The sequence below is a fragment of the Pseudomonas putida genome, assembly GCF_009883635.2.
Lineage (GTDB): Bacteria > Pseudomonadota > Gammaproteobacteria > Pseudomonadales > Pseudomonadaceae > Aquipseudomonas > Aquipseudomonas putida_W.
The window spans coordinates 1,179,116-1,205,073 of the sequence record NZ_CP026115.2 but is presented as its reverse complement, the minus strand read 5'-3'; the positions used below and the strand labels follow the sequence as shown (position 1 = coordinate 1,205,073).

The window sequence follows — 25,958 nt, the reverse complement described above, 5'->3', positions numbered from 1 at the left end:
GCTTTTTCATGCGCAGGCTGCCTTAAACGGGCTCGGCCCACATGTCGTATTCGTCGGCATCCACCACGCGGCAACGCACTTTGTCGCCCGGCTTGAAGCCGTGGTTACCGTCGATGAACACGCTGCCGTCGATTTCCGGGGCATCGAAGAAGCTGCGGCCAACCGAACCCTGCTCCTCGACTTCGTCGATCAGCACTTCGATTTCCTTGCCGATGCGCATTTGCAGGCGGGCGGCGCTGATGGCCTGCTGGTGCGCCATGAAGCGGTCCCAACGGTCCTGCTTGACGTCATCCGGTACTTCTTCCAGGCCCAGGTCATTGGCCGGGGCACCTTCGACTGGCGAGTACTGGAAGCAGCCGACGCGGTCGAGCTGGGCTTCGGTGAGCCAGTCCAGCAGGTACTGGAAGTCTTCTTCGGTCTCGCCAGGGAAGCCGACGATGAAGGTCGAGCGGATCACCAGCTCGGGGCATTGCTCGCGCCAGTTCTTGATGCGTGCCAGGGTACGGTCTTCGAAGGCTGGGCGCTTCATCGACTTGAGTACCTTGGGGCTGGCGTGCTGGAACGGGATGTCCAGGTACGGCAGGATCTTGCCGGCGGCCATCAGCGGGATCACGTCGTCGACGTTCGGGTACGGGTAGACGTAGTGCAGGCGCACCCAGGCACCCAGGCTGCTCAGCGCTTCGCACAGTTCGAGCATGCGGGTCTTGACCGGGCGGCCATTCCAGAAGTCGGTCTTGTATTTGACATCGACGCCATAGGCGCTGGTGTCCTGGGAAATCACCAGGATCTCCTTGACGCCGGCCTTGACCAGGCGCTCGGCCTCGCTCAGCACTTCACCGACCGGGCGGCTGACCAGCTTGCCACGCATCGACGGGATGATGCAGAAGCTGCAGCTGTGGTTGCAGCCTTCGGAAATCTTCAGGTAAGCGTAGTGGCGCGGGGTCAGCTTGACGCCCTGAGGCGGCACCAGGTCGATCAACGGGTTGTGATCCTGGCGTGGCGGCACCACTTCGTGAACGGCATTGACCACCTGCTCGTACTGCTGCGGGCCGGTCACCGACAGCACGCTCGGGTGCACGTCACGGATATTGCCTTCGTCGACACCCATGCAGCCGGTGACGATGACCTTGCCGTTTTCCTTGATCGCTTCACCGATGACTTCGAGCGACTCGGCCTTGGCGCTGTCGATGAAGCCGCAGGTGTTGACCACCACTACATCGGCGTCCTCGTAGGTGGGCACGACTTCATAGCCTTCCATGCGCAGCTGGGTCAGGATGCGCTCGGAATCGACCAGGGCCTTGGGGCAACCCAGGCTGACGAAACCAACCTTGGGGGTGGCGGGAGTGGTGGACATGACTAACCTCGGTATTGAATGCAGTTCGCCCAGCCGAAGACGGGGGCGATCTTGACGGGCGCTTTCGGCGCCTCTGATCAAAAAGTGCGCAATTCTATCGAGCGCACGGTCGCTTGACCAGCAGAAAAGCGACGAACGCTGCGCTATGGCGATAGCGGCAGCGGCGTGTGCATGGCAAAACCCGGAAACACAGCTCGGCAATGGTTCCCCTTGAGTGGAGTGTGCCCACTCGTCACCCTTTTCCTCGCTTGAAATACCTACTCTTGAACTTATTCAAGACTTATAGTTTGCTTATAAGAACGGCGTGGATATGAATACGATCAACTGGTCACGCAAAGCAGTGAAGCAACTCAGGAAAATCAACAAGCTCGATCAGCCGAAGATCTACGATGCCGCCCAGGCACTGGCCGGTATGCCGGACGTTCAGAGTGTCAAGGCATTGGCCAATCACCAATTTGGCTACCGACTGAGGGTCGGCAATTACCGCATCCTTTTCGACTGGGATGGCAGCGTTAAAATCGTCAATATCGAGGAGGTCAGGAAACGCGATGAGCACACCTACTAACGTACAGATCATCCACGGCGCCGACGGTCGCCCCGCCTTCGTGGTGTTGCCGTATGCCGATTACATTGCCAACCGCCCCCAGCACGACCTGGTGCCCAACGAGGTCGTTGGCTACATGGTAAAGGAGGGCATGACCGCCATAGCTGCTTGGCGCAGACATCTGGACCTGACCCAGTCTGAAGTTGCCCAGCGCCTGGGTATCTCGCAGTCGGCCTATGCTCAGCAGGAGGCAGCCGAGCGGCCGCGCAAGGCCACTCGCGAGAAGATTGCGGCTGCGCTGGGCATTCCGGTGCAGTCCCTGGACCTCTAGCGCTTACCGGTTATGTTTGCCTGAGTCGGGAGCGTGACCAGCAGAAAAGCGACGAACGCTGCGCTATGCTTCGCGCCATTGTGCCGGGGTTTATGCATGCCCCTGACGCAGGCGTGAATTCTACCGGCCTTCAAGGCCATCTGCGGGAGTGTTCGATGGTTCAGGCAAGCAGTCACGCCGAAGGCGGGCACGCGGGGAAGCAGGGGGCGACACGGTCGTTGGGCCTGCTCGTGGCAGCGGTCGGGGTGGTGTATGGCGATATCGGTACCAGCCCCTTGTATACCCTCAAAGAGGTCTTTACCGGCGGTTACGGGGTGCCGGCCAACCATGATGGCGTGCTGGGGATCCTCTCGCTGATCCTTTGGTCACTGCTGTGGGTGGTGTCGTTCAAGTACGTGATGTTCATCCTGCGCGCCGACAACCAGGGCGAGGGCGGTACCATGGCATTGACCGCGCTGGCGCGGCGGGCCACCGCGGCTTACCCGCGCCTGCGTTCGCTGATGGTCGTCTGCGGCCTGATCGGCGCCTCGCTGTTCTATGGCGACAGCATGATCACCCCTGCGGTGTCGGTGTTATCCGCCGTAGAGGGCATGGGCCTGGCCTTTGACGGTATCGACCACTGGGTGGTACCCATTTCGCTGGTGGTGCTGGTGGCCTTGTTTCTGGTGCAGAAGCACGGCACCGACAAGATCGGCAAGCTGTTCGGCCCGATCATGGTGGTCTGGTTCCTCGCGCTCGCCGCGCTGGGCGCGCATGGCATTTCCCAGAGCCCGGAAGTGCTCAAGGCGTTCAACCCTGGCTGGGCAGTGAATTTCTTCGTCGTACACCCCGGCATCGGCGTGGCCGTGCTCGGCGCGGTGGTGCTGGCGCTGACCGGTGCCGAGGCGCTGTATGCCGACATGGGCCACTTCGGGCGCAAACCCATCGCCCGCGCCTGGTTCGCCCTGGTGCTGCCGGCACTGGTGCTCAATTACTTCGGCCAGGGCGCGATATTGCTGCAGAACCCTGAAGCCGCTCGCAACCCGTTCTACCTGCTGGCGCCAGGCTGGGCGCTGTTGCCAATGGTCGGGCTGGCGACCATGGCCACGGTCATCGCCTCGCAGGCGGTGATTTCCGGTGCCTTTTCCCTGACCCGCCAGGCCATCCAGCTGGGCTATATCCCGCGCATGCAGATCCAGCATACTTCCAGCGACGAGCAGGGACAGATCTACATCGGGGCGGTGAACTGGACATTGATGGTCGGCGTGGTGCTGCTGGTGATCGGCTTCGAGTCCTCCGGCGCCCTGGCGGCGGCTTACGGTGTGGCCGTGACCGGGACGATGCTGATGACCACCATCCTGGTGTCGGCGGTGATGCTGCTGTTGTGGAAATGGCCACCGGTGCTGGCGGTGCCGATTCTGGTCGGCTTCCTCTTCGTCGATGGGCTGTTCTTCGCTGCCAACGTGCCGAAGATCGTCCAGGGCGGTGCCTTCCCGGTGCTGGCAGGCGGCGTGCTGTACCTGCTGATGAGCACCTGGAAGCGCGGCAAGCAGATCCTGGTGGAGCGTATCGATGAAGGCGGGCTTCCACTGCCGGTGTTCATCAGCAGCATCCGCGTGCAGCCGCCACATCGAGTCGAAGGCACAGCGGTGTTTCTGACGGCGCGGGCAGATGCGGTGCCTCATGCGCTGCTGCACAACATGTTGCATAACCAGGTGCTGCACAGCCAGGTGGTGCTGTTGACGGTGGTCAGTGAAGACCGCCCTCGGGTGCCGGAGCAGGAGCGTTTCGAGGTCGAGGCCTACGGTGATGGTTTCTTCCGCGTGTTGCTGCACTTTGGCTTCATGGATGAGCCGGACGTGCCAGCGGCATTGAGGCTGTGTCACCTGGACGAACTGGATTTCAGCCCGATGCGTACCACCTACTTCCTCAGCCGGGAAACGGTGATTGCGTCGCGTCTGGAGGGGATGTCGCGCTGGCGGGGGAACCTGTTCGCGTTCCTGCTGAAGAATGCCAACGGTAACTTGCGCTTCTTCAACCTGCCGTTGAACAGAGTGATCGAGCTGGGGACTCAGGTCGAGATCTGAGTTATTGGGGCCGCAAAGCGGCCCCAGTCATTTTCAGTTCTGTGCAGCGACGCTGGACTTGCCCTGGCGGGTCTCGATCTCGTCGATCAGGCGCTTGGCCAGCGCCGGGTAGTTCTCGTCGAAGTGGTGGCCGCCTGGCAGCTTCATGCGTTCGCCCACTGCAGTCTTGTCGGTGCAGCCGCTCTCGTCGGTCTCTTCGATACCGTACACGCAGACCACCTTGGACGCCGGTAGCCTGGCCATTTCCGGCCCGGTAGGCGCTTCCTGGCCCTCCTTGCCCAGCCAGCCCTCAACCTCGATCTCGAAGCTGCCGCTACGGGCGAACGCCAGCAGCACGACCGCGTCGATACGCTGCTGGTCTTCAGCCGGCAGGCGGTTGTAGATGGCCGGCAGCACGTCGGCGCCGAACGAATAGCCGGTCAGCACGAAACGCTTGGTGCCCCACTTCTGACGGTAGTGCTGCATCAGTTCCGACAGGTCGGCGGCGCTTTGCTCCGGGGTCTTGTGCTGCCAGTAGTAGCGCAGGGTGTCGATACCGACCACCGGGTAGCCGAGCTTGGCCATTTCACCGGCCACGTCGCGGTCCAGGTCGCGCCAGCCGCCGTCACCGGACAGGAACAGGGTGACGGTGTCGGTGGTCTGCCCGGCCGGGACTTCTACCACCGGAATGGCCAGGGCGTTGCCGTCGCGGCCAACCAGGGCCTGGGTCAGCTGGGCCTTGAGCACCTGTGGCAAGTGGATGTCATAGTCGCTGATGCTGGTCTCGGCATTGGCTTGGTCGCGCACGAAGGCAGCACTGGCGTCGTCCGGGTTGTCGTTCCAGGCGACGTTCCAGTGGCCGTGGGCGGCCGACTTCGGCAGCTCGACCTTGCAACCTGGTTGTTCCAGGGTGAAGTCGACAGAAATGGCCCGTGCCTTGTCGTCACTCTGGGTGGCCAGCCAGCGCCATGCCTGAGCTGCGCCAGGGCCGATGCCGGCGACCAGGGTCGGTTTGTCGGAAAGCTGGGTCAGCGCCTGATCCATGGCCTGTTGCTGCTTGGTGCAGTCGTTCGGCGGCAGGATCACCTGGACCAGCTGCGCCTCGCCAGCCTGGCTCAGGTCCAGCAGCTGCTTGTCGGTCAGGGCCTGGTCCTGGGGCACGCCGATGGCGACCCGGGCCTTGGCGTGCACGCCCGGGGTGACGCGGATGATGCTGGTGTCATTCAGGGTCAGCTGCTCCAGCCGTGCCTCGGGGGCAGGGCGGGCCCACAGCCAAAAGCCCGCGGCGCCGGCCAGGGCGGCCAGCAGCAGGGGAATCAGTACGTACAGCCAATAGCGTCGGATCATCAACGTTTCACCAATCCAGTCAGGCCGCCGGCAATCAGGGCGGCAGTATCGGCCAGTGCCACCAGCGGGTCGAGCCCGGCCGGGACGGCCATGTAACGAGGTTCCCAGTCCGGCTGGAACTTGTCCTTGAAGCGCCGCAGGCCCTGGAAGTTGTAGAGCTGCTCGCCACGTCGGAACACCATCGAGCCCAGGCGTTGGGTCAAGGGTGCGCCGCGGCGTGGCTGCAGGCCGGAAAGCGGGACCATGCCCAGGCTGAAGCGGCCGTAGTCATGGCTTTTGTAATGCAGGATCAAGCCGATCATCATGAATTCCATGGTCAGCTTCGGCGCTTCGGGGTGCGCGCGCATCAGGTCGAGGCTGGCCAGTTCGTTGCTGTGGGTTTCCAGCAGGTTGGCGAAGGCCACCGGCCGGCCCTGGAAACGAATCAGGGCGATACGGAAGTGCTGCAGATACTCAGGGCTGAAGCGCCCCAGCGAGAAGCCTTTTTCACGTACGTTCTTGCCGCCCAGCCAGGCGTCGGAGATCTCCTTGAGCTCGGCCAACGGCGCCTGGCCAGGTTCGTGGATCTCCAGGCTCAGGCCATCCCGGCCACCGCGGTTCCAGGTATAGCGCAGGTCCTTCATTTCCTTGCCCTTGGCCTCGAGGTCGAAGCGGCGCAGGTCGACCCGCGCTTCCTCGCCCAGCTTCAGGGCAGTCAGGCCGATGTCCATGTAGAACGGCAGGTTTTCCGCGCGCACTTGGTAGAACACCGGGCGGGCGTGGTGCAGGTCGCACAGGTCACGGAACTGCCAGATCATCTCGGCGCGTTCCTGGGCCGGGCCGATCGGGTCATACAACGCCACCAGGCTGCGGCCGCGGCGGGCATACATGAGGAAGGCATTGTCGCTGGGGTGGAACAGCAATGCCTTGTCGCCGGTCAATGCCAGGCCACCGTCGGGCTGGTCGGAGGCCAGCAGGATGCGGTTGGCGCGCTGCAGCTCGACGTCGTCAGGCAGGTGAATGACCGGACGGGCGGTGCGCAGCAGCCAGGTCAAGGCGACGATCACCAGCAGCACCGCGCTGCCCAAGGCGGCGCGCAGGCCGCGCGGCGCGTCCGCATCGAGGGTGAACTGCCACCACAGCTTGTGGGTATAAGGTACGTCCTGATAGGCAAACAGCAGCAGCCACACCGAAGCGCCGACCACGCAGGCGCTGGCCACCAGGTACACCGGTGAAAACGGCAGTTCGAGCAGCCGGCTCGGCCGGTAGAACGAGCGGCGGAAAACGGCCAGCAGGGCAGCGGTCAGGGTCAGCAGACTGGCTTCTTCCCAGTCGAAGCCTTTGAGGATCGACAGCAGTGCGCCGACCAGCAGCAACACAGTGGTCAGCAGCCAGGCTGCCGAAAGGCGCCGGCGCAGGCCCTGGGCCAGCAGCAGGCAGAGCACGCCGATCAGGCTGGCGCCGAAGTGCGAGGCATCGATCAATCGGTGTGGCACGAGGAAGCCCATGTGCTCCAGGCGCGTGTCGATTTCCGGGGTGGCGCCGGAGAACAGCAGCACCACGCCCGACAGGAACACCAGAATTGCCAGGATCGGTGCGCCGAGCCCCGAGGCCGCCTTGATCGCTTGCTGGGCGAACAGCAGGCGGCGTGCTTCGTTGGCCAGCAGCAGCACGCAGGCCAGCAGCAGCGGCAGCACCACGTAGATCAGCCGGTACAGGAGCAGGGCGGCGGCCAGTGGCGCGGCGCCAAGCTGGTCGGCGAAGGCGGCCAGCAGGATCGCTTCGAATACCCCGACGCCACCCGGTACGTGGCTGAGCACACCAGCAGCCAGGGCCAGCAGGTAGACCAGCACGAAGGCACCGAAAGGAGGCGCCTCCGGCAGCAGCAGGTAGAGCACGGTGGCTGCAGCGGCCACGTCCAGCGCGGTGATCAGCAACTGCAGGGCCGCCAGGCGGCCACCGGGCAGGCGCAGGGTGCGACGGCCCAGTTGGACCAGCAGGTTGTCGGCCAGCGGCTGTTCCGGCAGGCGACGGCGATACAGCCCGATCACCAGCAAGGCAGTGATGGCCAGGACGGCGATGGCGATGACGGCCAGCAATGTCGAAGGCAAGCGCAGGGCGGTTGCCGCTGCCGGCAGGTTGCTCAAGGTGGCCAGCGCCGCCAGTGGTGGCAGTGCGCACCCCAGGGACAGGCTGGCAAACACGGTCATGCGTGCTACTTCGGCGGCACCGAGGCCCTGGCGTGCATACAAGCGGTAACGCACGGAGCCGCCCGAGAGCATCGACAGACCGATCGCGTTACCAATGGCAAAAGCGCTGAAACCGCCCATCACCAAGGTTCGCGGGGGCAGCTTGACGGCCGCGTAACGGCTGGCCGACCACTCGTAGCCCAGCAGTATCACGAACCCTGCCACTGTCGCCAGCAGGGCACCGATCAACGACTTTGCCGGGACGTCGAGCATGGCATCGTGCAGGGCGTAGATGTCCAGTTCGCTCAACAGATGCCGACAAGCGATCAGCGCCATGGCAAACAGCAGCAAGGTCACGGCCAGGCCAATCGGCTGACGGTAACGGCTCATTCGTTCCAGCCAAGGCAGGCGCTGGGCAGCAGTCGGCAGTGCCGAGGCGAGTGGCACCTGGGGTTCGGGGGTGTGCGATGTCATGAGATGCCTCGTGCGTGTTGCGCGAGGAGGGGAAGAGCTGCGGCCAAGTGAAAGTCCCTTTGGTAAACGTATCCAGATATTACTCCGGGCAACGTTACTTTCAGTCGTCCGGCAGTGTTAAAGATAGTTCATGCTCATGACGACACCTCAAACGAGCGGGTTTGGGTGAAGTACAAGGGGGTTATCAGGCGACGAAATGCAACAAACCCCGCGCTGCTGTTACACAGGCGGGGTTTGTTCTGACGAATATGGTTGCGGGAGCCGGATTTGAACCGACGACCTTCGGGTTATGAGCCCGACGAGCTACCAGGCTGCTCCATCCCGCGTCAGAGGTGCGCATTCTATAGATTCGGACGGCCAAGTCAAGAACTAACTGCACAATGGCGAGCAATTAATTCAAGTGTTGAATTTCAGGCAAAGAAAAAGGCCACTGCGTTAACAGTGGCCTTTTCTCGAATCTGGTTGCGGGAGCCGGATTTGAACCGACGACCTTCGGGTTATGAGCCCGACGAGCTACCAGGCTGCTCCATCCCGCGCCTGTGGGATCGAATTCTACAGCTTAAGCACTGAGTGTCAAGCTTTACTTGTTGATTTCTTTGATTTTTCTTTCGCTGATTAAAATCGAGGCAAAAGAAAAAGGCCACTGCGTTAACAGTGGCCTTTTCTCGAATCTGGTTGCGGGAGCCGGATTTGAACCGACGACCTTCGGGTTATGAGCCCGACGAGCTACCAGGCTGCTCCATCCCGCGCCTGTGAGATCGAATTCTACGGATTTCCCTGACCATGTCAAGCGATATCGTAGAAAACCCTTTTTCGTTCAATCCCTTAGCGTCAATGCCTGGCTGCGGCTCAGGCGCCACGGGGCTTGCAAGCCGATTATCGACGCAGTCTGTCTCAGTGTCAGCGGCATGCGCTACTATCTGTATGAATTTACAGTGGTGCCCGTCATCAATGTCTTTGCGCAAGATCATCCACATCGACTGCGATTGTTTTTACGCTGCCATCGAGATGCGTGACGACCCGCGCCTGGCCGGTCGCCCCATGGCTGTCGGTGGTTCCCCTGACCGGCGCGGGGTAATCGCCACCTGCAATTATGAAGCACGTGCCTATGGCGTGCGTTCAGCCATGTCGTCCCGGCATGCCCTCAAGCTTTGCCCGGACCTGGAAATCGTCAAGCCGCGCTTTGAGGCTTACCGGGAAGCTTCGCGCGAGATTCACGCCATTTTTCGTGACTACACCGATTTGATCGAGCCGTTGTCACTGGATGAGGCGTACCTGGATGTCAGTGAAAGCCAGTGGTATGCCGGCAGTGCTACGCGAATCGCCGAGGACATTCGCCGACGGGTCGCCCGTACCCTGCATATCACGGTATCTGCAGGGGTGGCCCCGAACAAGTTTCTGGCCAAGATCGCCAGCGACTGGCGTAAGCCCAATGGAATCTTCGTGATTACCCCGGAGCAGGTCGAGGCCTTCGTTGCTGCCTTGCCGGTGGCCAAGCTGCATGGTGTGGGCAAGGTGACTGCGGACAAGTTGAACCGCCTGGGGATCGACACCTGTCTTGACTTGCGTGAGTGGTCGCGGCTGGCGTTGGCGCGTGAATTCGGCAGTTTTGGCGAGCGGCTCTGGGGATTGGCGCGCGGAATCGATGAGCGTGCGGTTCACAACGATAGTCGCAGGCAGTCGGTCAGCGTGGAAAACACCTATGACAACGACCTGCCGGATTTGGCCAGTTGCCTCGAACGGTTGCCTGAATTGCTCGAAAGCCTTAATGAGCGGATTGCCCGGATGGACAGCAGTTACCGGCCCGACAAGCCTTTTGTCAAGGTCAAGTTCCATGACTTCAGCCAGACCACCATGGAGCAAGCGGGGGCGGGCAGGGACCTGGAAAGCTACCGTCAGTTGCTGCGCCAGGCGTTCGCCCGGGGTGGCAAGCCGGTGCGCTTGCTGGGGGTGGGGGTGAGGCTGAGGGATTTGCGCGGGGCGCATGAGCAGTTGGAGCTGTTCTCAGGCAATTAAGGAGGGGCCGTAAAAACGGCCCCTTCTTTATAGTTACTGCACGCCGGGATCAGCGACCAACCGGCCAGTGGCCTTGGTCAGTGCAGAGAGGAATTCCTGCTGCAGCTCCGGATCGTTGCGTGTCAGCTCGATCAGGCTTTGCTCCATTTCGCTGGCTTCCTCTTCCAGGCCCAGCTCGGACAAGCGCTTGACCCGGTGTACCCACTGGCCGACATCGTCATCCTCGAGGTCATCGAAGATCAGCTCATGAGCCTCGCGCAGCTTGTTGCGCAAGGTGGCGCTGACCAGCAGGCTGGCATCGCCACGGATCGCGTTGTCCTCATCGACCACCTGCAGGTGCAAGGTGCCGACGTGGTTCAGGTGCTGTTCCGAAAACGGGCTGTCCAGCAGGTTCAGGCGTAGCACGCCGTTCCTGTCGGTGGTCAGTTCGTGGGTCATCTTGCCCGCCTTGACCTCGACCAGCCGTTCGCTCCAGGGCACGCTGGTGAACTCTTCGCGCTTGTCCTTCTGCACTTCGCTGATGCCCGCCAGGTTCTGCTGGGCGCGGCCATTGGACGGCGTGTTCATGAACGGGTTGAGGCCGTCCACGCCGTAGCTGAGCCAGTCGTGGGTCATGCTCTGCGGCAGGTTGCCGAGGGCGAACACGTTGACCACGTTGGCGCCAATCCCAGCCACCACGGCTACCGCGCCGAGCGGGATCTCGTAGATCTCCCGCCACGGTTGGTAAGGGGTGTAGCGGTCGTAGCGGCGAGTGACCTCGTATTCGATGACCTCGAAACGCTTCTGCTCATGGATGCGCACACGCCGTTGCGGAAGCTCCATCACCTTCGGCTCGCCGACATCGATCTGCAGGGTATGTTCGAGCAGCTTTCGCTCGACACGCTCCTCATGATCGCTGCGCTGGGACATCTGGTTGGCGCAACCGCTGGCGAACAGGGCGCCGCACAGTGCGGCGCCCCCCAGGGTATAGGTACTTCGCTTGGACATGATTACTCGTGCATTGATTATCAGCGGCGAACGCGGGCCTGCAGGAAGGTCAGCACTTCATTGAGCGGCAGCTGTTGGGCTTCCGACTCGGTGCGGTGCTTATACTCCAGGTTGCCGTCGGCCAGGCCGCGGTCGCTGACGACGATGCGGTGTGGAATGCCGATCAGCTCCATGTCGGCGAACTTGATGCCGGGGCTGGTCTTCTTGTCGCGGTCGTCCAGCAGCACCTCGTAGCCGGCTGCGGTCAATTCGGCGTACAGCTTGTCGGTCGCCTCGCGGACTACCTCGGTTTCGTAACGCAGCGGTACCAGGGCGATCTGGAACGGTGCCAGGGCGTCGTTCCAGATGATGCCCTTGTCGTCGTAGCTCTGCTCGATGGCGGCGGCGACCACGCGGGATACACCAATGCCGTAGCAGCCCATGGACAGGATGACCGGCTTGCCGTTCTCACCCAGGACCTGGCACTTGAGTGCCTCGCTGTATTTGGTACCGAGCTGGAAGATATGGCCGACTTCGATGCCGCGCTTGATCACCAGGGTGCCCTGGCCATCCGGGCTTGGGTCGCCTTCGACGACATTGCGCAGGTCGGCAACCTGTGGAACGGGCAGGTCACGTTCCCAGTTCACGCCGAAGTAGTGCTTGTCGTCGATGTTGGCGCCGATGCCGAAGTCGCTCATCAGGGCGACCGAGCGGTCGATCACGATTTCCAGTGGCAGGTTCAGCGGGCCGAGCGAACCGGCACCGGCACCAATGGCCTCGCGCAGTTCGGCGTCGGTGGCCATGACCAGCGGGTCGGCAACCTGTTCCAGCTTGGCGGCCTTGATTTCATTGAGCTCGTGGTCGCCACGGACGATCAGGGCGATCAGCTTGCCTTCTTCGGCGCCGCGCACGATCAGGGTCTTGACGGTCTTTTCGATTGCCAGGCCGTGGTTTTCCACCAGTTGGGCGATGGTCTTGGCTTCCGGGGTGTCGACCAGGCGCAGTTCCTCGGTAGGAGCAGGGCGCACGGTCTCACGCGGGATGGCTTCGGCCTTCTCGATGTTGGCGGCGTAGTCGGAGCTGTCGCTGAAGATCACGTCGTCTTCGCCCGACTCGGCCAGGACGTGGAATTCGTGGGAGTAGCTGCCACCGATGGAGCCGGTGTCGGCCTGCACTGGGCGGAAGTCCAGGCCCAGGCGGGTAAAGACATTGGTGTACGCCTGGTGCATGCGGTCGTAGGTTTCCTGCAGGGAAGCCTGGTCGGCATGGAAGGAGTAGGCGTCCTTCATGATGAATTCGCGGCCGCGCATCAGGCCGAAGCGTGGGCGAATCTCGTCACGGAATTTGGTCTGGATCTGGTACATGTTGAGTGGCAGCTGTTTATAGCTGGACAGCTCGTTGCGGGCCAGGTCAGTGATCACTTCTTCGTGGGTCGGGCCGACGCAGAAATCACGCTGGTGGCGGTCTTTCAGGCGCAGCAGCTCAGGGCCGTACTGTTCCCAGCGGCCGGATTCCTGCCACAGCTCGGCAGGCTGGATGCTGGGCATCAGCACTTCCAGGGCGCCGGCGGCGTTCATTTCCTCGCGCACAACGTTTTCGACCTTGCGCATCACCCGCAGGCCCATCGGCAGCCAGGTGTACAGGCCGGAGGCCAGTTTGCGGATCATGCCGGCACGCAGCATGAGCTGATGGCTGATGACCACTGCGTCGGCAGGGGTTTCTTTCTGGGTGGCGAGCAAATATTGACTGGTGCGCATGGTTAGCCGTGTCGATTGCCTAAGACGTTGAAATAGCCCCGCATTGTACGGGGGCGAAACGAAGGCGTACAGAATGCCCCAGGGCGTGGCCGTTGTCAGCCAAGAAAAAGCCCGGCAAGTGTGCCGGGCTTTTTCAGGTGCAGGGCACTATAAGCCAGGCTTACAGGATGCTCAGCGGGTACTCGACGATCAGGCGCAGTTCGTCGATCGAGCTCGAACCGTAGTAAACGCCATCGGCTGAGCGGTAGGTGGCCTGACGGACGCGGAAGCTCAGGTCTTTGGCTGGACCTTCCTGCAGCACGTACTTGATGTCCACGTCGCGTTCCCATTCCTTGCCGTTGTCGGTGCCCGTGACATTGGCGCCGGTACCGCGTACATAACGGGTCATGAAGGTGAGGCCTGGCACGCCGAATTCGGCGAAGTTCAGGTCGTAGCGAGCCTGCCAGGATTTCTCGTCTTCGGCGTTGAAGTCGGAGCGGGCCACGGAGTTGGCCAGGAAGATGGTGCCGCCACCGTCGACGCCGTAGCCATAGTCGCCGTCGCCGGTGACTTTTTGATAGGCCAGGGTAAAGGTATGGGCGCCGATGTTGTACGCACCAGACAGGCTGAACGCGCGGTTGTCCAGCTTGTCGCCATCGTAGGCGAGGTATTCGGCCGAGCCATCGCTCTTGGTGTCATAGATGTTGAAGTCGAACACCAGGCCCTGCTTGTCGGAAAGCGGCAGCGCCCAGTTTACGTTGGCGTAGTACTTGCGCCAGAAGTCTTCGACCTTGGAGTAGTACAGGCTGGTAGACAGGTTGTCGGTGAAGGCGTAAGTGCCACCGATAACGTCTGCTTCTTTCAGGTGCAGGCTGTCATGGAAGGTCTGGGACTGGGCGTTCAGTGCGGTGAAGCGACCGGCGTTCAGGGTCAGGCCCTTGATTTCGTTGCTGGTGATCAGCGCGCCCTGGGCGACTTCTGGCAGCAGGCGGCTGTCATCGGTTGCGAACACTGGCAGGGCGGTGAACTGGTCGCCGACTTTCAGCACGGTGTCGGAGATGCGCAGTTTGACCGCGCCGCCGCCTTCGGAGAACTCGTCCTGCGCACGGCCGTCGCTGGCAGTCGGGAACTGGCCTGTGCTGTGACGCCCTTTGCCGCTGTCCAGTTTCACGCCGAGCATGCCGATGGCATCGATGCCGACGCCGACCACGCCCTGGGTGAAGCCCGACTCGTAAGTGCCGAGGAAGCCGAGGCCGGTTTCTTCAACGCGGCTCTGGGTGCCTGGCTCGTTGTTACGAAAGTCGCGGCTGAAGTACAGCATGCGAGTCTTGACGTTCAGCTTGCTGTCTTCGAGGAAACCCTTGGACTCGTCCTGGGAAGAGGCCACTGCCATCTGCGAGGTCCCTGCCGCAACGGCCAGGGCGATCATGCTCCACTTCATCACGCGCATCGTGATTTGCTCCTTTGGTTTTTAGGAAGAGTACCGCTGCGTCCAAGTGTTTTAGTTATATGGAGCAGCTCTTTCTTGTTATGTCGGCGGAAATGTATAGCACGCTGACTGTTGTTGGCGATATGGCAAAAAACATCCTTTCGGGAACTTTATTGTCATGTCGCTTTCAGGTATTTCCATGTCGCAAATCACGTCCCGATTAACCGGGTCGTACAACGCCAGCGCTGTTCCTTCGCCGTAACGATTCTGTAACTACAGATTCTGGCTGGGGAAACTCCCTGGTGTACCCAATCTCGCTGTTGTTATTTGTCGCGTCACCCGGTCAATGCAGGTGTCGTGCCGACTTGGCGTGAAGAGAATGCAACAAGCGTGCTCAAAATTAACAACGGTTCATGAAATTTTCACAATGCCCGCTGCCAAAGGTCGGAAACTGCCGAAAACACGGGGTGAGAGTTGTCTGATGGTGTGCCAGCTTTAATGGGCGGGCTAAAAGAAAAAGCTGCCATAAAAGTCAATGTGTTACCGACAACTGTTGATCCTGAGTCATTGGTGTGGGTAGAAGCGTAGTGCCGCACACTTTTGCGGCCTCATTTTGGTGCGAAAAGTAGCGCTGTGTTACCGCCGTTGTGCAAGTCGTGGAGATTCATGAGCTTAAAGCGTGCAGGCGCGCGTCTGGCGCATGCTGGCGCGGGCGAAGCAGAGTATCCTTGGCGCATATGGTTATTGTTGGAGATTGATCGTGTTTGATATGGATTCGCGTTTGCAGCAGGACTCCCTGGTGCTGGGTGACTTTCCGCTGTGCCGTCTGCTGCTCAGCAAGGATGCCAACTACCCGTGGTTCATCCTGGTGCCCAAGCGTGCAGGTGTGAGCGAACTGTTCGACCTGAGCCAGGAAGACCAGGCGCAGCTGTGGAAAGAAACCACTTACCTCGCCGAAGCGCTCAAGCGCGAGTTCGCGGCTGACAAGATGAACGTTGCCACCCTGGGTAACGTGGTCAGCCAGATGCACATGCATGTCATCGTCCGCCGTCACGGCGATGCAGCCTGGCCTGCGCCGGTCTGGGGCAAGGTGCCGGCCGTCGGGTATGCGCCGGAGCAGGTACAAGCCATTCGTCAGCGTCTGCGTGCGCTGCTGACCCATGATTACCAGGAGGTCTGACATGTCGGCGGAGTTGCGCATCATCGAGCTGGAAACCCGTCAGGCGTTCCAGGACGACACGATCCAGGCGCTGAATGATGTGGTGGTCGAGCAGGGGCGGGTCATCGAACGCCTGCAACTGCAGGTGGCCGAGCTGATCAAGCGTTATGAAGAGATGGTCGGACAGTACGGCAGTGAAGGGGAAGAGGCGCCGCCACCTCATTACTGACAAGTCGCCGCCCTGGGCTTGCCCCAGGGCGGCGCAGGGTCAGCGGCGGTTCACCGCGACCACGTCTTCGGCCTGCAGGCCTTTGTCGCGGTGCATCACCGAGAACTCCACGCGCTGGCCTTCGACCAGGATGCGGTGGCCCTCGCCGCGGATCGCGCGGAAGTGGACAAAGATGTCATCGCCCGAATCGCGGGAAATGAAACCGAAGCCCTTGGAGGTGTTGAACCACTTCACGGTGCCGGTATCACGCTTGCCGGCCTCCAGTGGCGCACCTTGGCTGGCGCGGGCCTTCTTGCCGCTGCGGGCGAAGCCAGCTAACAGGTGCAGGGCGACGGCCAGTGCGGCGCAGACCAGCGCCGCCAGGTTGCCCATTTCCGGGCGCGCCAGCAAGGTCAGGGTCTGCAGGACCACGGCTACCACGAGCAGGGCGCAGGCCAGGTATTGCAGTTGTTGCCGTGCGCCGCGGTAATACAGCGGCACGACCGGGGCCAGCAGCAGGTTGAGCAGGCCGAGCAGGGTCAGATAGACCGCGTCGGGTTGCTGCAGGAAGGGTGTTGCGTCGGGTTTGAGGCTGGGCATGAGCGATAGCAGCAAAGCCGCAACGCCCGTCACCAGATGGACGATCTTGAACATGGGTTGGCTCACAGTTGATAAGGCCGATCACAGGAAGAGCTGGCGGCACGGTGCGCATGAGGTGTAAAGCGCGAACACGTGGAGGCCAGCCTATGCACCCGGCAATGACAGTCCGCACGGGTGGCACAGTGCCTATTTAACAGCAAAGACGGGGGCTTCTCAAACCGCAGCCGGCAGGTGCCGATGGCTTGCCCTGTGTCATGGGCAGATTGCGCCAAGTATTGATACAGTGTGTCGGGCCCGCTTGATCATCAAGCCTTATGGAAAGGGGAACTTCATGGCAATCGATATCGGTATCAGTGAAGAAGATCGCAAGTCCATCGTCGAAGGGCTTTCCCGCCTGTTGTCGGATACCTACGTGCTGTATCTGAAAACCCACAACTTCCACTGGAACGTCACCGGTCCGTCGTTCCGCACCCTGCACCTGATGTTCGAGGAGCAATACAACGAACTGGCGCTGGCGGTTGACTCGATCGCCGAGCGGATACGTGCGCTGGGCTTCCCGGCTCCAGGCTCGTATGCCTTCTATGCGCGACACTCCTCGATCAAGGAGGAAGAGGGTGTTCCGCCTGCAGACGAGATGATCCGCCAGCTGGTGCAGGGGCAAGAGGCCGTGGTGCGTACTGCCCGCAGCATTTTCCCGGTGGTGGAAAAGGTCAGCGATGAGCCGACCGCTGATCTGCTGACCCAGCGCATGCAGGTGCACGAAAAGACGGCCTGGATGCTGCGGGTGCTGCTGGACGGTAAGTAATCGGTTAAGTCTGTAGGGCTTATCCGCGGGCCCGGCTGAATCCGCTTCAGTCGGGCCTCTTCGTTTGTGCGGGAAGGCTTTGCCGCTGCTTTGGAGACCTCGCTCCGCGCTTCATTGAGCCCCAGTTGAATGAACTGAGGAAGTGGCGCGATGCAAGCAATCAAGCGTGCGGTGAGGGTAGGGCACTGGCCTGGCAAGCAGTGCATCGACCCGTTCAAGAACGATTTCGACATGTTGCAGACTCAGCCTGTCTCGCGTTCGGTGCGGTTGAATGGTTTTTCCACCTGCCTGCGCCTGGAGGCGGTGTATTGGGGTATCCTCGAGCAGATCGCTGCAGCGAACCAGTGCTCGGTCAGTGCCGTGCTGTCCTATGTCGATCGCGAAGTGCACTTGCGTCAGGGCGGGGTGCGCAACTTCAGCGGGCTGATCCGGGTGATCTGCGTCGCCTGGTTGCGCGATCCGCCGAGTGCACGCTGATCGCCCGGCGGGCTGCGCAGTGTCGGTTAACCATATATAATCCCGCTTTTTGCTGCCCCGGCAGCCAGCGTTGTGGTTGACGAGAGACGTTCATGCCCCTTTATGACTATCAATGTGCTTCCTGCGATCACCGGATGGAGGCGCTGCAAAAGATCAGCGCCGTGCCGCTGACCGACTGCCCGGCCTGTCAGGCGCCGGCATTGAAGAAACTGTTGTCGGTCCCCGGTTTTCGCCTGAGTGGCAATGGCTGGTACGAAACCGACTTCAAGACCGGGGCGAAAAAGAACCTGGCAGGCGGCGACAAGGCCGACTGAGTTGAATTGCAGTAGCCGGGTCTTGCAGTATTAGCCCTCCGGGCGGCCAAGGCCTCCAACGAATACACGAATCACGAGAAGCGAAACCACCATCATGATGCGCAGCCATTATTGCGGCCAACTGAACGAGAGCCTGGACGGCCAGGAAGTCACCCTTTGCGGCTGGGTCCATCGTCGCCGCGACCACGGCGGGGTGATCTTCCTCGACATCCGTGACCGCGAAGGCATGGCCCAGGTCGTGTTCGACCCGGATCGCGCCGAAACCTTCGCCGCCGCTGACCGCGTGCGCAGCGAGTACGTCGTGCAGATCACCGGCAAGGTGCGCAAGCGCCCGGACGGCGCAGTGAACGCCAACATGGCGTCCGGTGCCATCGAGATCCTCGGCTATCAGCTGAACGTACTGAACGAAGCGGAAACCCCACCGTTCCCGCTGAACGAGTACTCCGACGTCGGCGAGGAAACCCGCCTGCGCTACCGCTTCATCGACCTGCGTCGCCCAGAAATGGCCGACAAGCTGCGCCTGCGTTCGCGCATCACCAGCAGCATTCGTCGTTTCCTCGATGAAAACGGCTTCCTCGACGTCGAAACCCCGATCCTCACCCGTGCCACTCCAGAAGGCGCGCGTGACTACCTGGTGCCGAGCCGTACCCACGCGGGCAGCTTCTTCGCCTTGCCGCAGTCGCCTCAGCTGTTCAAGCAGTTGCTGATGGTTGCCGGTTTCGATCGCTACTACCAGATCGCCAAGTGCTTCCGCGACGAAGACCTGCGTGCTGACCGCCAGCCGGAATTCACCCAGATCGACATCGAGACCAGCTTCCTCGACGAAGCCGAGATCATGGGCCTCACCGAGAGCATGATTCGCAAGCTGTTCAAGGAAGTGCTGGACCTGGAATTCGGCGAATTCCCGCACATGACCTTCGAAGAGGCCATGCGCCGCTACGGTTCCGACAAGCCTGACCTGCGTATCCCGCTGGAACTGGTCGACGTTGCCGACCAACTGAAGGATGTCGACTTCAAGGTATTCGCCGGCCCGGCCAACGATCCGAAGTGCCGCGTCACCGCCCTGCGCCTGCCAGGCGGCGCCAGCATGCCGCGCAGCAAGATCGACGAGTACACCAAGTTCGTCGGCATCTACGGTGCCAAGGGCCTGGCCTACATCAAGGTCAACGAGCGCGCCAAAGGCGTCGAAGGCCTGCAGTCGCCGATCGTCAAGAACATCCCTGAGGCCAACCTCAACAACATCCTCGACCGCGTTGGTGCTGTCGACGGTGACATCGTGTTCTTCGGTGCCGACAAGTTCAAGGTCGTCAGCGAGGCCCTGGGCGCGCTGCGTATCCGTCTGGGTCACGACTTCGAGCTGCTGACCTGCGAGTGGGCGCCGATGTGGGTCGTCGACTTCCCGATGTTCGAAGAGAACGAAGACGGCAGCTTCACCGCGCTGCACCACCCGTTCACCGCGCCGAAGTGCACCCCGGAAGAGCTCGAGGCCAACCCGGCCACCGCGCTGTCCCGTGCCTACGACATGGTCCTGAACGGTACCGAGCTGGGTGGCGGTTCGATCCGTATCCACCGCAAGGAGATGCAGCAAGCGGTATTCCGCCTGCTGGGTATCGAGGCAGAAGAACAGGAAGAGAAGTTCGGCTTCCTGCTCGACGCCCTGAAGTTCGGTGCACCGCCTCACGGTGGCCTGGCCTTCGGCCTGGACCGCCTGGTCATGCTGATGACCGGCGCTCAGTCGATCCGCGAAGTGATCGCCTTCCCGAAAACCCAGAGCGCCGCGTGCGTCATGACCCAGGCCCCTGGCATGGTCGACGCCAAGGCCCTGCGCGAGCTGCACATCCGTCTGCGCGAGCAGACCAAGGTCGAGTAATCGGCCCCGGGCGCATCCCGGCGGGTGCGCCCCGGCGCTTCGGCGCAGTATTCCCACGTTCCGCCCTTCGGGGCGGAACCTGTTTCTGTTTCAAGGATTCGGAGTCGTTATGGCTGGTCATTCCAAGTGGGCGAACATCAAGCACCGCAAAGAGCGCCAGGATGCCAAGAGAGGCAAGGTCTTTACCAAGTGGATCCGTGAGCTGACCGTCGCTGCCAAGCAGGGTGGTGCCGACCCAGGCTCCAACCCGCGCCTGCGTCTGGCGCTGGACAAGGCCCTGGGCGCCAACATGAGCCGTGACATCATCGATCGCGCCGTGGCCCGTGGTGCTGGCACCAACGAAAGCGACAACGTCGAAGAACTCAGCTACGAAGGCTATGGCCCGGGTGGCGTGGCGATCATGGTCGAGGCCATGACCGACAACCGCAACCGGACTGCCGCCGCCGTGCGCCATGCCTTCACCAAGTGTGGCGGCAACCTCGGTACCGACGGCTCGGTGGCCTATCTGTTCGAGCGCAAGGGCCAGATCAGCTTCGCCCCGGGCATCGATGAAGATGCCCTGATGGAAGCCGCGATGGAGGCAGATGCCGACGACGTGGTGGCCAACGACGATGGTTCGTTCGAGGTGTTCACCTCGTTCAACAGCTTCTACGCCGTGCGTAACGCGCTGGAAGAGGCGGGCTTCAAGGCCGCCGACGCGGAAATCGTCATGCAGCCGACCACCAGCGCCGAACTGGACCAGGAGGGCGCCGAGAAGGTGCTCAAGCTGATCGACATGCTCGAAGACCTGGACGACGTGCAGAACGTCTACTCCAATGCGCAGATCTCCGACGAGATCATGGAAAAACTCGGCTAAGGTTCTTCCGTTGGCTTTGAAGGCCTATTCGCGGGCAAGCCCGCTCCCACCGGTATTGCATCAGGCTCGGGTTTGGTGCGGTCTCTGTGGGAGCGGGCTTGCTCGCGAATAGGCCGGTACATTTTGAACATGCAGGCGCTATGACTCTGATTCTTGGTATCGACCCCGGCTCGCGCATCACCGGCTACGGTGTGGTCCGCCAGACCGCCCGTGGTTGCGAGTACGTGGCGTCGGGCTGTATCCGCACGGGCAGCGGCGAGTTGCCTGAGCGGTTGCAGATTGTTTTTCGCGGTGTCAGCGAGATCATCGCCCAGCACGGTCCGGTGACCATGGGCATCGAGCGGGTGTTCATGGCGCGCAACGCCGATTCTGCGCTCAAGCTGGGCCAGGCTCGCGGTGCGGCCATCGTTGCTGCCGCTGAAGCCGGCCTGGAAATCGCCGAATACAGCGCCAGCCAGGTCAAGCAGGCCGTCGCCGGCAGCGGCGGGGCGAATAAAGAGCAGGTGATGCTGATGGTGATGCACCTGCTCAAGCTGACCCAGAAGCCGCAGATCGATGCCTCGGACGCCCTGGCCATCGCCCTGTGCCATGCCCACACCCGTTCCAGCCTGGTGCCCCACGGCCTGGCCACGGCGCGGCGACGCGGTGGGCGCTTGCGTCTTTAAGCGCTTCATGCGCTGATACACATTTTGTTCGGGTGAAACGTTCACCCGGTGCATTTGCTGATAGGGTTGAGCGGTCTTCGACCGGCTCCCCGAGAGAAAGGATCGGAACGTGATTGGACGTTTGCGCGGCACCCTGGCGGAAAAACAGCCGCCGCACCTGATTATCGATGTCAATGGCGTGGGCTACGAGCTGGAAGTGCCGATGACTACGCTGTATCGCCTGCCCAAGGTTGGCGAGCCGGTGACCGTGCATACCCATCTGGTGGTGCGTGAAGACGCCCACCTGCTCTACGGTTTTGCTGAAAAGCGCGAGCGCGAGCTGTTCCGCGAACTGATCCGCCTGAATGGTGTGGGCCCCAAGCTGGCACTGGCGCTGATGTCCGGCCTGGAAGTGGACGAACTGGTGCGCTGCGTGCAGGCCCAGGACGCCTCGGTGCTGGTGCGCGTGCCCGGTGTCGGCAAGAAAACCGCCGAGCGCCTGCTGGTCGAGCTGAAGGATCGCTTCAAGGCCTGGGAAACCTCTCCGGCCATGTTCACCCTGGTCTCCGATGGCCCGCTGCCGGTGGCCAGCGAGTCGTCTGCCGAGGCCGACGCGGTCAGCGCCCTGGTGTCCTTGGGCTACAAGCCGCAGGAAGCGAGCAAGGCTATCGCAGCGATCAAGGACAAGGCCGGCCTGAGCAGCGAAGAACTCATTCGTCGCAGCCTTAAAGGGATGATTACCAAGTGATCGAAGCCGACCGCCTGATTGCCGCCAGTGGCCGCGACCGAGAAGAGGTTCAGGACCGTGCGATCCGCCCGCTGCGCCTGGACGAGTACATCGGCCAGCCGGTAGTGCGCGAGCAGATGGCGCTGTTCATCCAGGCGGCACGCGGGCGCGGCGAGTCGCTCGATCACACGCTGATCTTCGGTCCTCCCGGGCTGGGCAAGACCACCCTGGCCAATATCATCGCCCAGGAGATGGGCGTGTCGGTCAAGAGCACCTCGGGCCCGATCCTCGAACGGCCGGGCGACCTTGCGGCGATGCTGACCAACCTCGAGCCGCACGATGTGCTGTTCATCGATGAAATTCACCGCCTGTCACCGGTGGTCGAGGAAGTGCTGTATCCGGCGATGGAGGACTTCCAGCTCGACATCATGATTGGCGAAGGCCCTGCGGCCCGGTCGATCAAGCTCGACCTGCCACCGTTTACCCTGGTTGGCGCCACCACTCGCGCAGGCATGCTCACCAACCCGTTGCGTGACCGCTTCGGTATCGTCCAGCGCCTGGAGTTCTACAGCGACAAGGACCTGGCGACCATCGTCAGCCGCTCGGCCAGCATTCTTGGCCTGGCCATCGAGGACCACGGCGCCTACGAGATCGCCCGGCGCGCCCGCGGCACGCCACGTATTGCCAACCGCCTGCTGCGCCGCGTGCGCGACTATGCCGAGGTGCGCGGCAAGGGCCAGATCACCAAGGCCGTGGCCGACATGGCGCTGAACCTGCTGGACGTCGACGAGCGCGGTTTCGACCATTCCGACCGCCGCCTGCTGCTGACCATGATCGAAAAGTTCGACGGTGGCCCGGTGGGCGTGGACAACCTGGCGGCAGCCATCAGCGAGGAGCGCCACACCATCGAGGATGTGCTTGAGCCCTACCTGATCCAGCAGGGTTACATCATGCGCACGCCGCGCGGCCGTGTGGTCACCCGGCACGCCTACCTGCACTTTGGCTTGAATGTGCCTGGCAGCCTGGGAGGCGCAGGTGAATTTTCCGAGCCAGGCGATGAATGACAGATCAAAACCGGCTTTTCGTGGTCCTACCGCTGGCATGCCGATGGCGCGCTGGCAATTCGACATTAATGAAGAAAAAACAGTTGCCGCAGCGGATTGGCAAGCTGAGGAGTAAGCACTAGAGTATGCGCGCGCAAAATGGCCTGGAACCGTTCGCACACCGTTGTCGCGTCTATTACGAGGATACCGATGCCGGTGGCGTGGTGTATTACGTCAATTACCTGAAATTCATGGAGCGCGCGCGCACCGAGCGCCTGCGGCATCTGGGTTTTTCCCAGGCGCAGTTGGCCGAGGACAACCTGCTGTTCGTGGTTCATTCCAGCGAAGCCCGCTATCACGCGCCGGCACGCCTGGACGACGAGCTCAGGGTCACAGCGCAAGTACTTGAACTCAATCGCGCCAGCCTGCGCTTCGTGCAGCAGGTCTGGCGGGAAAAAGATGAAACGCTGCTCTGCGAAGGGCAGTTCCTGGTGGCCGCCGTGCGCGCCGACACTTTCAAACCCCGAGCCATACCCCCGGAGCTGCGCGACGCCTTTGTGGCGGACGGCTCGGGTAATCAATCGAACGCAGGAGAATAAGCGTGGAAGCTAACGTCGTCGACCATACCTCCATGTGGAGTCTGGTCAGCAATGCCAGCGTGGTGGTACAGCTGGTAATGCTGACCCTGGTGGCCGCCTCGGTCACCTCATGGATCATGATCTTCCAGCGCAGCACCATGCTGCGCGCCGGTCGTCGTGCGCTGGATGCCTTCGAGGAGCGCTTCTGGTCGGGTATCGACCTGTCCAAGCTGTATCGTCAGGCAGGCAGCAACCCGGACCCGGATTCCGGTGTGGAGCAGGTCTTCCGTGCCGGCTTCAAGGAGTTCTCGCGCCTGCGCCAGCAGCAGGGCGTTGACCCGGATGCGGTCATGGAAGGCGTGGCGCGTGCCATGCGCGTGGCCATCTCCCGTGAAGAAGAAAAGCTCGAGCAGAGCCTGCCGTTCCTCGCCACCGTGGGTTCGACCAGCCCGTACATCGGCCTGTTCGGTACCGTGTGGGGCATCATGAACTCGTTCCGCGGCCTGGCCAGTGCCCAGCAGGCCACCCTGGCCACCGTGGCCCCGGGTATCGCCGAAGCGCTGGTCGCCACTGCCATCGGCCTGTTCGCGGCCATTCCAGCGGTCATCGCCTACAACCGTTTCGCGGCGCGCAGCGAAGTGCTGATCGGCCGTTACTACACCTTCGCCGACGAGTTCCAGGCGATCCTGCACCGCAAAGTGCACACCAGCGAAGAGTAATCAGGTAGAAGCCCATGGCCCGAGTTCGCCACAAACGCAAGCCCGTCGCCGAGATGAACGTGGTGCCCTACATCGACGTGATGCTGGTGCTGCTGGTCATCTTCATGGTGACGGCGCCCATGCTCAACCAGGGCGTGAAGGTCGACCTGCCCAAGGTTTCCAGCGAAGCCTTGCCGCAGGACAACAACGTCCAGATCCTCACCATCTCCATCAAGGCCGACAAGACCTACTACTGGAACCTCGGCAGCGAAGTCGACACCGACAAGCAGATGGACAAGGCCATGACCTTGCCGGACATGACCAGCGCAGTGACCAAGATCATTGCCGCCGGTCGCGACCAGGGCAAGCAGACCCAGGTCTTCATTCGTGGCGACAAGGCTGTCGACTACGGCGCCGTCATGGGCGCCATGGGCGGGTTGCAGAAGGCCGGTGTCGGTAACGTTGGCCTGATTACCGAGGCGCCCTGATGCAACAGCGAGAGCCATCCGCCTCGGAAAGCTACTTCTGGCCCAGTGTCTGGGCCATCGGCCTGCATGTGCTGGTGTTCGCCCTGCTGTTCGTCAGCTTTGCCATGACGCCTGAACTGCCGCCTTCCAAGCCGATCGTTCAGGCTACCTTGTATCAGCTCAAGTCCAAGAGCCAGGCGACTACCCAGACCAATCAGAAGATTGCCGGGGAAGCGAAGAAAACCGCCTCGCGCCAGACCGAAGTCGAGCAGCTGGAGCAGAAGAAGGTCGAGCAGGAGGCCATCAAGGCCGCGGAACAAAAGAAAGCCGACGCCGCTCAAAAGGCTGAAGAAGCACGCGAAGCCGCCGAAGCCAAGAAGGCCGAGGAAGCTGCGAAAGCTGCCGAAGCGAAGAAAGCCGCCGAGTCCAAGAAGGCCGAAGAGGCGAAGAAGGCCGCCGAGAAGCAACAGGCCGACATCGCCAAGAAGAAGGCCGAGGAAGAGGCGAAGAAGCAGGCCGAGGAAGAAGCCAAGAAAAAAGCAGCCGAGGAGGCCAAGAAGCAGGCCGCCGAGGACGCGAAGAAGAAAGCAGCCGAGGACGCCAAGAAGAAAGCGGCGGCTGAGGATGCGAAGAAGAAGGCAGCTGAAGAGGCCAAGAAAAAGGCCGCTGCAGATGCTCAGAAGAAGAAGGCACAGGAAGCGGCCCGCAAGTCGGCGGAAGACAAGAAAGCCCAGGCCTTGGCCGAGCTGTTGTCCGACACCACCGAGCGGCAGCAGGCCCTGGCTGACGAGCAAGGTGACCAGGTGGCCGGCGACTTCGACGACCTGATCCGCATGCGCGCGGCCGAGGGCTGGGCACGTCCGCCTTCCGCGCGTAAGGGCATGACGGTGACCCTGCAGGTCAACATGTTGCCGGACGGCACCGTCACCGGTGTCAGCGTGATCAAGTCCAGTGGCGATGGTCCGTTCGACAGTTCGGCGGTGGCGGCAGTGAAGAATATCGGTCGTTTGACCGAGATGCAGGGTATGAAGCCGAGCGATTTCAATCGTTATCGTTCGTTCAAGATGACATTTACTCCTGAGGATCTAGCGTTGTGATTAAA

25 protein-coding genes and 3 tRNA genes are annotated in these 25,958 nt (G+C 61.9%); 18 read left to right on the top strand and 10 right to left on the bottom strand.

The window, feature by feature from the left end:
* Positions 1–22: 22 nt before the first annotated feature.
* Entirely contained in the window at positions 23–1,354 is a 1,332-nt protein-coding gene (rimO, locus tag C2H86_RS05450) for a 30S ribosomal protein S12 methylthiotransferase RimO (protein ID WP_103445291.1), read from the bottom strand.
* A 310-nt stretch (positions 1,355–1,664) separates the two neighbouring features.
* Between rimO and C2H86_RS05445 the strand changes: the two genes are divergently transcribed.
* From C2H86_RS05445 to C2H86_RS05435, 3 genes are all read left to right on the top strand, one after another.
* Positions 1,665–1,919, top strand: coding sequence for a type II toxin-antitoxin system RelE family toxin (locus tag C2H86_RS05445; RefSeq protein ID WP_159411737.1), 255 nt, complete (start codon positions 1,665–1,667; stop codon positions 1,917–1,919).
* Positions 1,903–2,229: a helix-turn-helix domain-containing protein gene (locus C2H86_RS05440; RefSeq protein ID WP_159411736.1), complete on the top strand. Its 327-nt coding sequence runs from the start codon at positions 1,903–1,905 to the stop codon at positions 2,227–2,229. Before C2H86_RS05445 ends, C2H86_RS05440 begins: the two co-directional genes overlap by 17 nt.
* 155 nt (positions 2,230–2,384) lie before the next feature.
* The gene (locus C2H86_RS05435; RefSeq protein ID WP_159411735.1) at positions 2,385–4,295 is read left to right on the top strand and encodes a potassium transporter Kup; all 1,911 of its coding nucleotides are present in this window, start codon (positions 2,385–2,387) and stop codon (positions 4,293–4,295) included.
* A 33-nt stretch (positions 4,296–4,328) separates the two neighbouring features.
* Here the strand turns inward: C2H86_RS05435 and C2H86_RS05430 are convergent, their stop codons facing one another.
* From C2H86_RS05430 to C2H86_RS05410, 5 genes are all read right to left on the bottom strand, one after another.
* A complete protein-coding gene (locus C2H86_RS05430; protein WP_159411734.1) occupies positions 4,329–5,621 on the bottom strand; it encodes a virulence factor family protein in 1,293 nt (430 codons plus the stop codon).
* On the bottom strand, positions 5,621–8,179 hold the full coding sequence (mprF, locus tag C2H86_RS05425; protein WP_430738579.1) for a bifunctional lysylphosphatidylglycerol flippase/synthetase MprF: 2,559 nt from the start codon (positions 8,177–8,179) through the stop codon (positions 5,621–5,623). The genes C2H86_RS05430 and mprF overlap by 1 nt, the downstream gene beginning before the upstream one ends.
* Before the next feature lie 333 nt (positions 8,180–8,512).
* Positions 8,513–8,589 (bottom strand) — tRNA-Met (locus C2H86_RS05420).
* A 133-nt stretch (positions 8,590–8,722) separates the two neighbouring features.
* A tRNA-Met gene (locus C2H86_RS05415) sits at positions 8,723–8,799 on the bottom strand.
* A gap of 136 nt (positions 8,800–8,935) precedes the next feature.
* Positions 8,936–9,012, bottom strand: a tRNA-Met gene (locus C2H86_RS05410).
* Positions 9,013–9,220: 208 nt separating this feature from the next.
* Here C2H86_RS05410 and dinB point away from each other — a divergent pair.
* On the top strand, positions 9,221–10,279 hold the full coding sequence (dinB, locus tag C2H86_RS05405) for a DNA polymerase IV (protein WP_163986006.1): 1,059 nt from the start codon (positions 9,221–9,223) through the stop codon (positions 10,277–10,279).
* 33 nt (positions 10,280–10,312) lie between these two features.
* Here the strand turns inward: dinB and C2H86_RS05400 are convergent, their stop codons facing one another.
* The 3 genes from C2H86_RS05400 to C2H86_RS05390 form a co-directional block, all read right to left on the bottom strand.
* Complete coding sequence (locus C2H86_RS05400; RefSeq protein WP_159411731.1) at positions 10,313–11,266, bottom strand: hypothetical protein; 954 nt, start codon at positions 11,264–11,266, stop codon at positions 10,313–10,315.
* A gap of 20 nt (positions 11,267–11,286) precedes the next feature.
* Positions 11,287–13,002 (bottom strand): proline--tRNA ligase, encoded by a 1,716-nt coding sequence (locus C2H86_RS05395; RefSeq protein WP_159411730.1) that lies wholly within the window; start codon positions 13,000–13,002, stop codon positions 11,287–11,289.
* A gap of 160 nt (positions 13,003–13,162) precedes the next feature.
* Complete coding sequence (locus C2H86_RS05390; RefSeq protein WP_159411729.1) at positions 13,163–14,431, bottom strand: OprD family porin; 1,269 nt, start codon at positions 14,429–14,431, stop codon at positions 13,163–13,165.
* Between the two features lie 739 nt (positions 14,432–15,170).
* On the opposite strand from C2H86_RS05390, the gene C2H86_RS05385 reads away from it, so the two are divergent.
* On the top strand, positions 15,171–15,590 hold the full coding sequence (locus C2H86_RS05385; RefSeq protein ID WP_159411728.1) for an HIT family protein: 420 nt from the start codon (positions 15,171–15,173) through the stop codon (positions 15,588–15,590).
* A 1-nt stretch (position 15,591) separates the two neighbouring features.
* Positions 15,592–15,798, top strand: coding sequence for a SlyX family protein (locus tag C2H86_RS05380; protein ID WP_103445283.1), 207 nt, complete (start codon positions 15,592–15,594; stop codon positions 15,796–15,798).
* Positions 15,799–15,837: 39 nt separating this feature from the next.
* On the opposite strand, the gene C2H86_RS28540 is transcribed toward C2H86_RS05380, so the two are convergent.
* Entirely contained in the window at positions 15,838–16,431 is a 594-nt protein-coding gene (locus C2H86_RS28540) for a cold-shock protein (protein WP_159411727.1), read from the bottom strand.
* 277 nt (positions 16,432–16,708) lie between these two features.
* On the opposite strand from C2H86_RS28540, the gene C2H86_RS05370 reads away from it, so the two are divergent.
* From C2H86_RS05370 to tolA, 12 genes are all read left to right on the top strand, one after another.
* Positions 16,709–17,182, top strand: a complete 474-nt coding sequence (locus C2H86_RS05370; protein WP_159411726.1) for a Dps family protein — start codon at positions 16,709–16,711, stop codon at positions 17,180–17,182.
* Between the two features lie 150 nt (positions 17,183–17,332).
* Positions 17,333–17,659 carry a ribbon-helix-helix domain-containing protein gene (locus C2H86_RS05365; RefSeq protein WP_159411725.1) on the top strand — a complete coding sequence of 109 codons (327 nt, stop codon included), beginning with the start codon at positions 17,333–17,335 and terminating at the stop codon, positions 17,657–17,659.
* Positions 17,660–17,751: 92 nt separating this feature from the next.
* Positions 17,752–17,973: an FmdB family zinc ribbon protein gene (locus tag C2H86_RS05360; protein ID WP_159411724.1), complete on the top strand. Its 222-nt coding sequence runs from the start codon at positions 17,752–17,754 to the stop codon at positions 17,971–17,973.
* Between the two features lie 94 nt (positions 17,974–18,067).
* Positions 18,068–19,843, top strand: a complete 1,776-nt coding sequence (aspS, locus tag C2H86_RS05355) for an aspartate--tRNA ligase (protein ID WP_027919959.1) — start codon at positions 18,068–18,070, stop codon at positions 19,841–19,843.
* Between the two features lie 109 nt (positions 19,844–19,952).
* The gene (locus C2H86_RS05350) at positions 19,953–20,699 is read left to right on the top strand and encodes a YebC/PmpR family DNA-binding transcriptional regulator (RefSeq protein WP_159411723.1); all 747 of its coding nucleotides are present in this window, start codon (positions 19,953–19,955) and stop codon (positions 20,697–20,699) included.
* A gap of 140 nt (positions 20,700–20,839) precedes the next feature.
* On the top strand, positions 20,840–21,364 hold the full coding sequence (gene ruvC / locus C2H86_RS05345; protein WP_060510186.1) for a crossover junction endodeoxyribonuclease RuvC: 525 nt from the start codon (positions 20,840–20,842) through the stop codon (positions 21,362–21,364).
* 109 nt (positions 21,365–21,473) lie between these two features.
* Positions 21,474–22,091, top strand: a complete 618-nt coding sequence (ruvA, locus tag C2H86_RS05340; RefSeq protein WP_027919956.1) for a Holliday junction branch migration protein RuvA — start codon at positions 21,474–21,476, stop codon at positions 22,089–22,091.
* Positions 22,088–23,134 (top strand): Holliday junction branch migration DNA helicase RuvB, encoded by a 1,047-nt coding sequence (gene ruvB, locus C2H86_RS05335; protein ID WP_159411722.1) that lies wholly within the window; start codon positions 22,088–22,090, stop codon positions 23,132–23,134. Before ruvA ends, ruvB begins: the two co-directional genes overlap by 4 nt.
* Positions 23,135–23,259: 125 nt before the next feature.
* On the top strand, positions 23,260–23,712 hold the full coding sequence (gene ybgC, locus C2H86_RS05330; protein WP_054883399.1) for a tol-pal system-associated acyl-CoA thioesterase: 453 nt from the start codon (positions 23,260–23,262) through the stop codon (positions 23,710–23,712).
* A 2-nt stretch (positions 23,713–23,714) separates the two neighbouring features.
* Positions 23,715–24,410, top strand: coding sequence for a protein TolQ (tolQ, locus tag C2H86_RS05325; RefSeq protein ID WP_054883398.1), 696 nt, complete (start codon positions 23,715–23,717; stop codon positions 24,408–24,410).
* A 14-nt stretch (positions 24,411–24,424) separates the two neighbouring features.
* Positions 24,425–24,877, top strand: a complete 453-nt coding sequence (gene tolR / locus C2H86_RS05320) for a protein TolR (RefSeq protein ID WP_008090221.1) — start codon at positions 24,425–24,427, stop codon at positions 24,875–24,877.
* A complete protein-coding gene (gene tolA / locus C2H86_RS05315) occupies positions 24,877–25,953 on the top strand; it encodes a cell envelope integrity protein TolA (protein WP_159411721.1) in 1,077 nt (358 codons plus the stop codon). Before tolR ends, tolA begins: the two co-directional genes overlap by 1 nt.
* The last annotated feature ends 5 nt before the right edge of the window (positions 25,954–25,958 follow it).

Coding starts and splice junctions, on each gene's coding strand:
- rimO (WP_103445291.1), bottom strand. CDS start 1,354: ATGTCCACCACTCCCGCCACCCCCAAGGTTGGTTTCGTCAGCCTGGGT.
- C2H86_RS05445 (WP_159411737.1), top strand. CDS start 1,665: ATGAATACGATCAACTGGTCACGCAAAGCAGTGAAGCAACTCAGGAAA.
- C2H86_RS05440 (WP_159411736.1), top strand. CDS start 1,903: ATGAGCACACCTACTAACGTACAGATCATCCACGGCGCCGACGGTCGC.
- C2H86_RS05435 (WP_159411735.1), top strand. CDS start 2,385: ATGGTTCAGGCAAGCAGTCACGCCGAAGGCGGGCACGCGGGGAAGCAG.
- C2H86_RS05430 (WP_159411734.1), bottom strand. CDS start 5,621: ATGATCCGACGCTATTGGCTGTACGTACTGATTCCCCTGCTGCTGGCC.
- mprF (WP_430738579.1), bottom strand. CDS start 8,179: ATGAGCCGTTACCGTCAGCCGATTGGCCTGGCCGTGACCTTGCTGCTG.
- C2H86_RS05400 (WP_159411731.1), bottom strand. CDS start 11,266: ATGTCCAAGCGAAGTACCTATACCCTGGGGGGCGCCGCACTGTGCGGC.
- C2H86_RS05395 (WP_159411730.1), bottom strand. CDS start 13,002: ATGCGCACCAGTCAATATTTGCTCGCCACCCAGAAAGAAACCCCTGCC.
- C2H86_RS05390 (WP_159411729.1), bottom strand. CDS start 14,431: ATGCGCGTGATGAAGTGGAGCATGATCGCCCTGGCCGTTGCGGCAGGG.
- C2H86_RS05380 (WP_103445283.1), top strand. CDS start 15,592: ATGTCGGCGGAGTTGCGCATCATCGAGCTGGAAACCCGTCAGGCGTTC.
- C2H86_RS28540 (WP_159411727.1), bottom strand. CDS start 16,431: ATGTTCAAGATCGTCCATCTGGTGACGGGCGTTGCGGCTTTGCTGCTA.
- C2H86_RS05370 (WP_159411726.1), top strand. CDS start 16,709: ATGGCAATCGATATCGGTATCAGTGAAGAAGATCGCAAGTCCATCGTC.
- C2H86_RS05365 (WP_159411725.1), top strand. CDS start 17,333: ATGCAAGCAATCAAGCGTGCGGTGAGGGTAGGGCACTGGCCTGGCAAG.
- C2H86_RS05360 (WP_159411724.1), top strand. CDS start 17,752: ATGCCCCTTTATGACTATCAATGTGCTTCCTGCGATCACCGGATGGAG.
- aspS (WP_027919959.1), top strand. CDS start 18,068: ATGATGCGCAGCCATTATTGCGGCCAACTGAACGAGAGCCTGGACGGC.
- C2H86_RS05350 (WP_159411723.1), top strand. CDS start 19,953: ATGGCTGGTCATTCCAAGTGGGCGAACATCAAGCACCGCAAAGAGCGC.
- ruvC (WP_060510186.1), top strand. CDS start 20,840: ATGACTCTGATTCTTGGTATCGACCCCGGCTCGCGCATCACCGGCTAC.
- ybgC (WP_054883399.1), top strand. CDS start 23,260: ATGCGCGCGCAAAATGGCCTGGAACCGTTCGCACACCGTTGTCGCGTC.
- tolR (WP_008090221.1), top strand. CDS start 24,425: ATGGCCCGAGTTCGCCACAAACGCAAGCCCGTCGCCGAGATGAACGTG.
- tolA (WP_159411721.1), top strand. CDS start 24,877: ATGCAACAGCGAGAGCCATCCGCCTCGGAAAGCTACTTCTGGCCCAGT.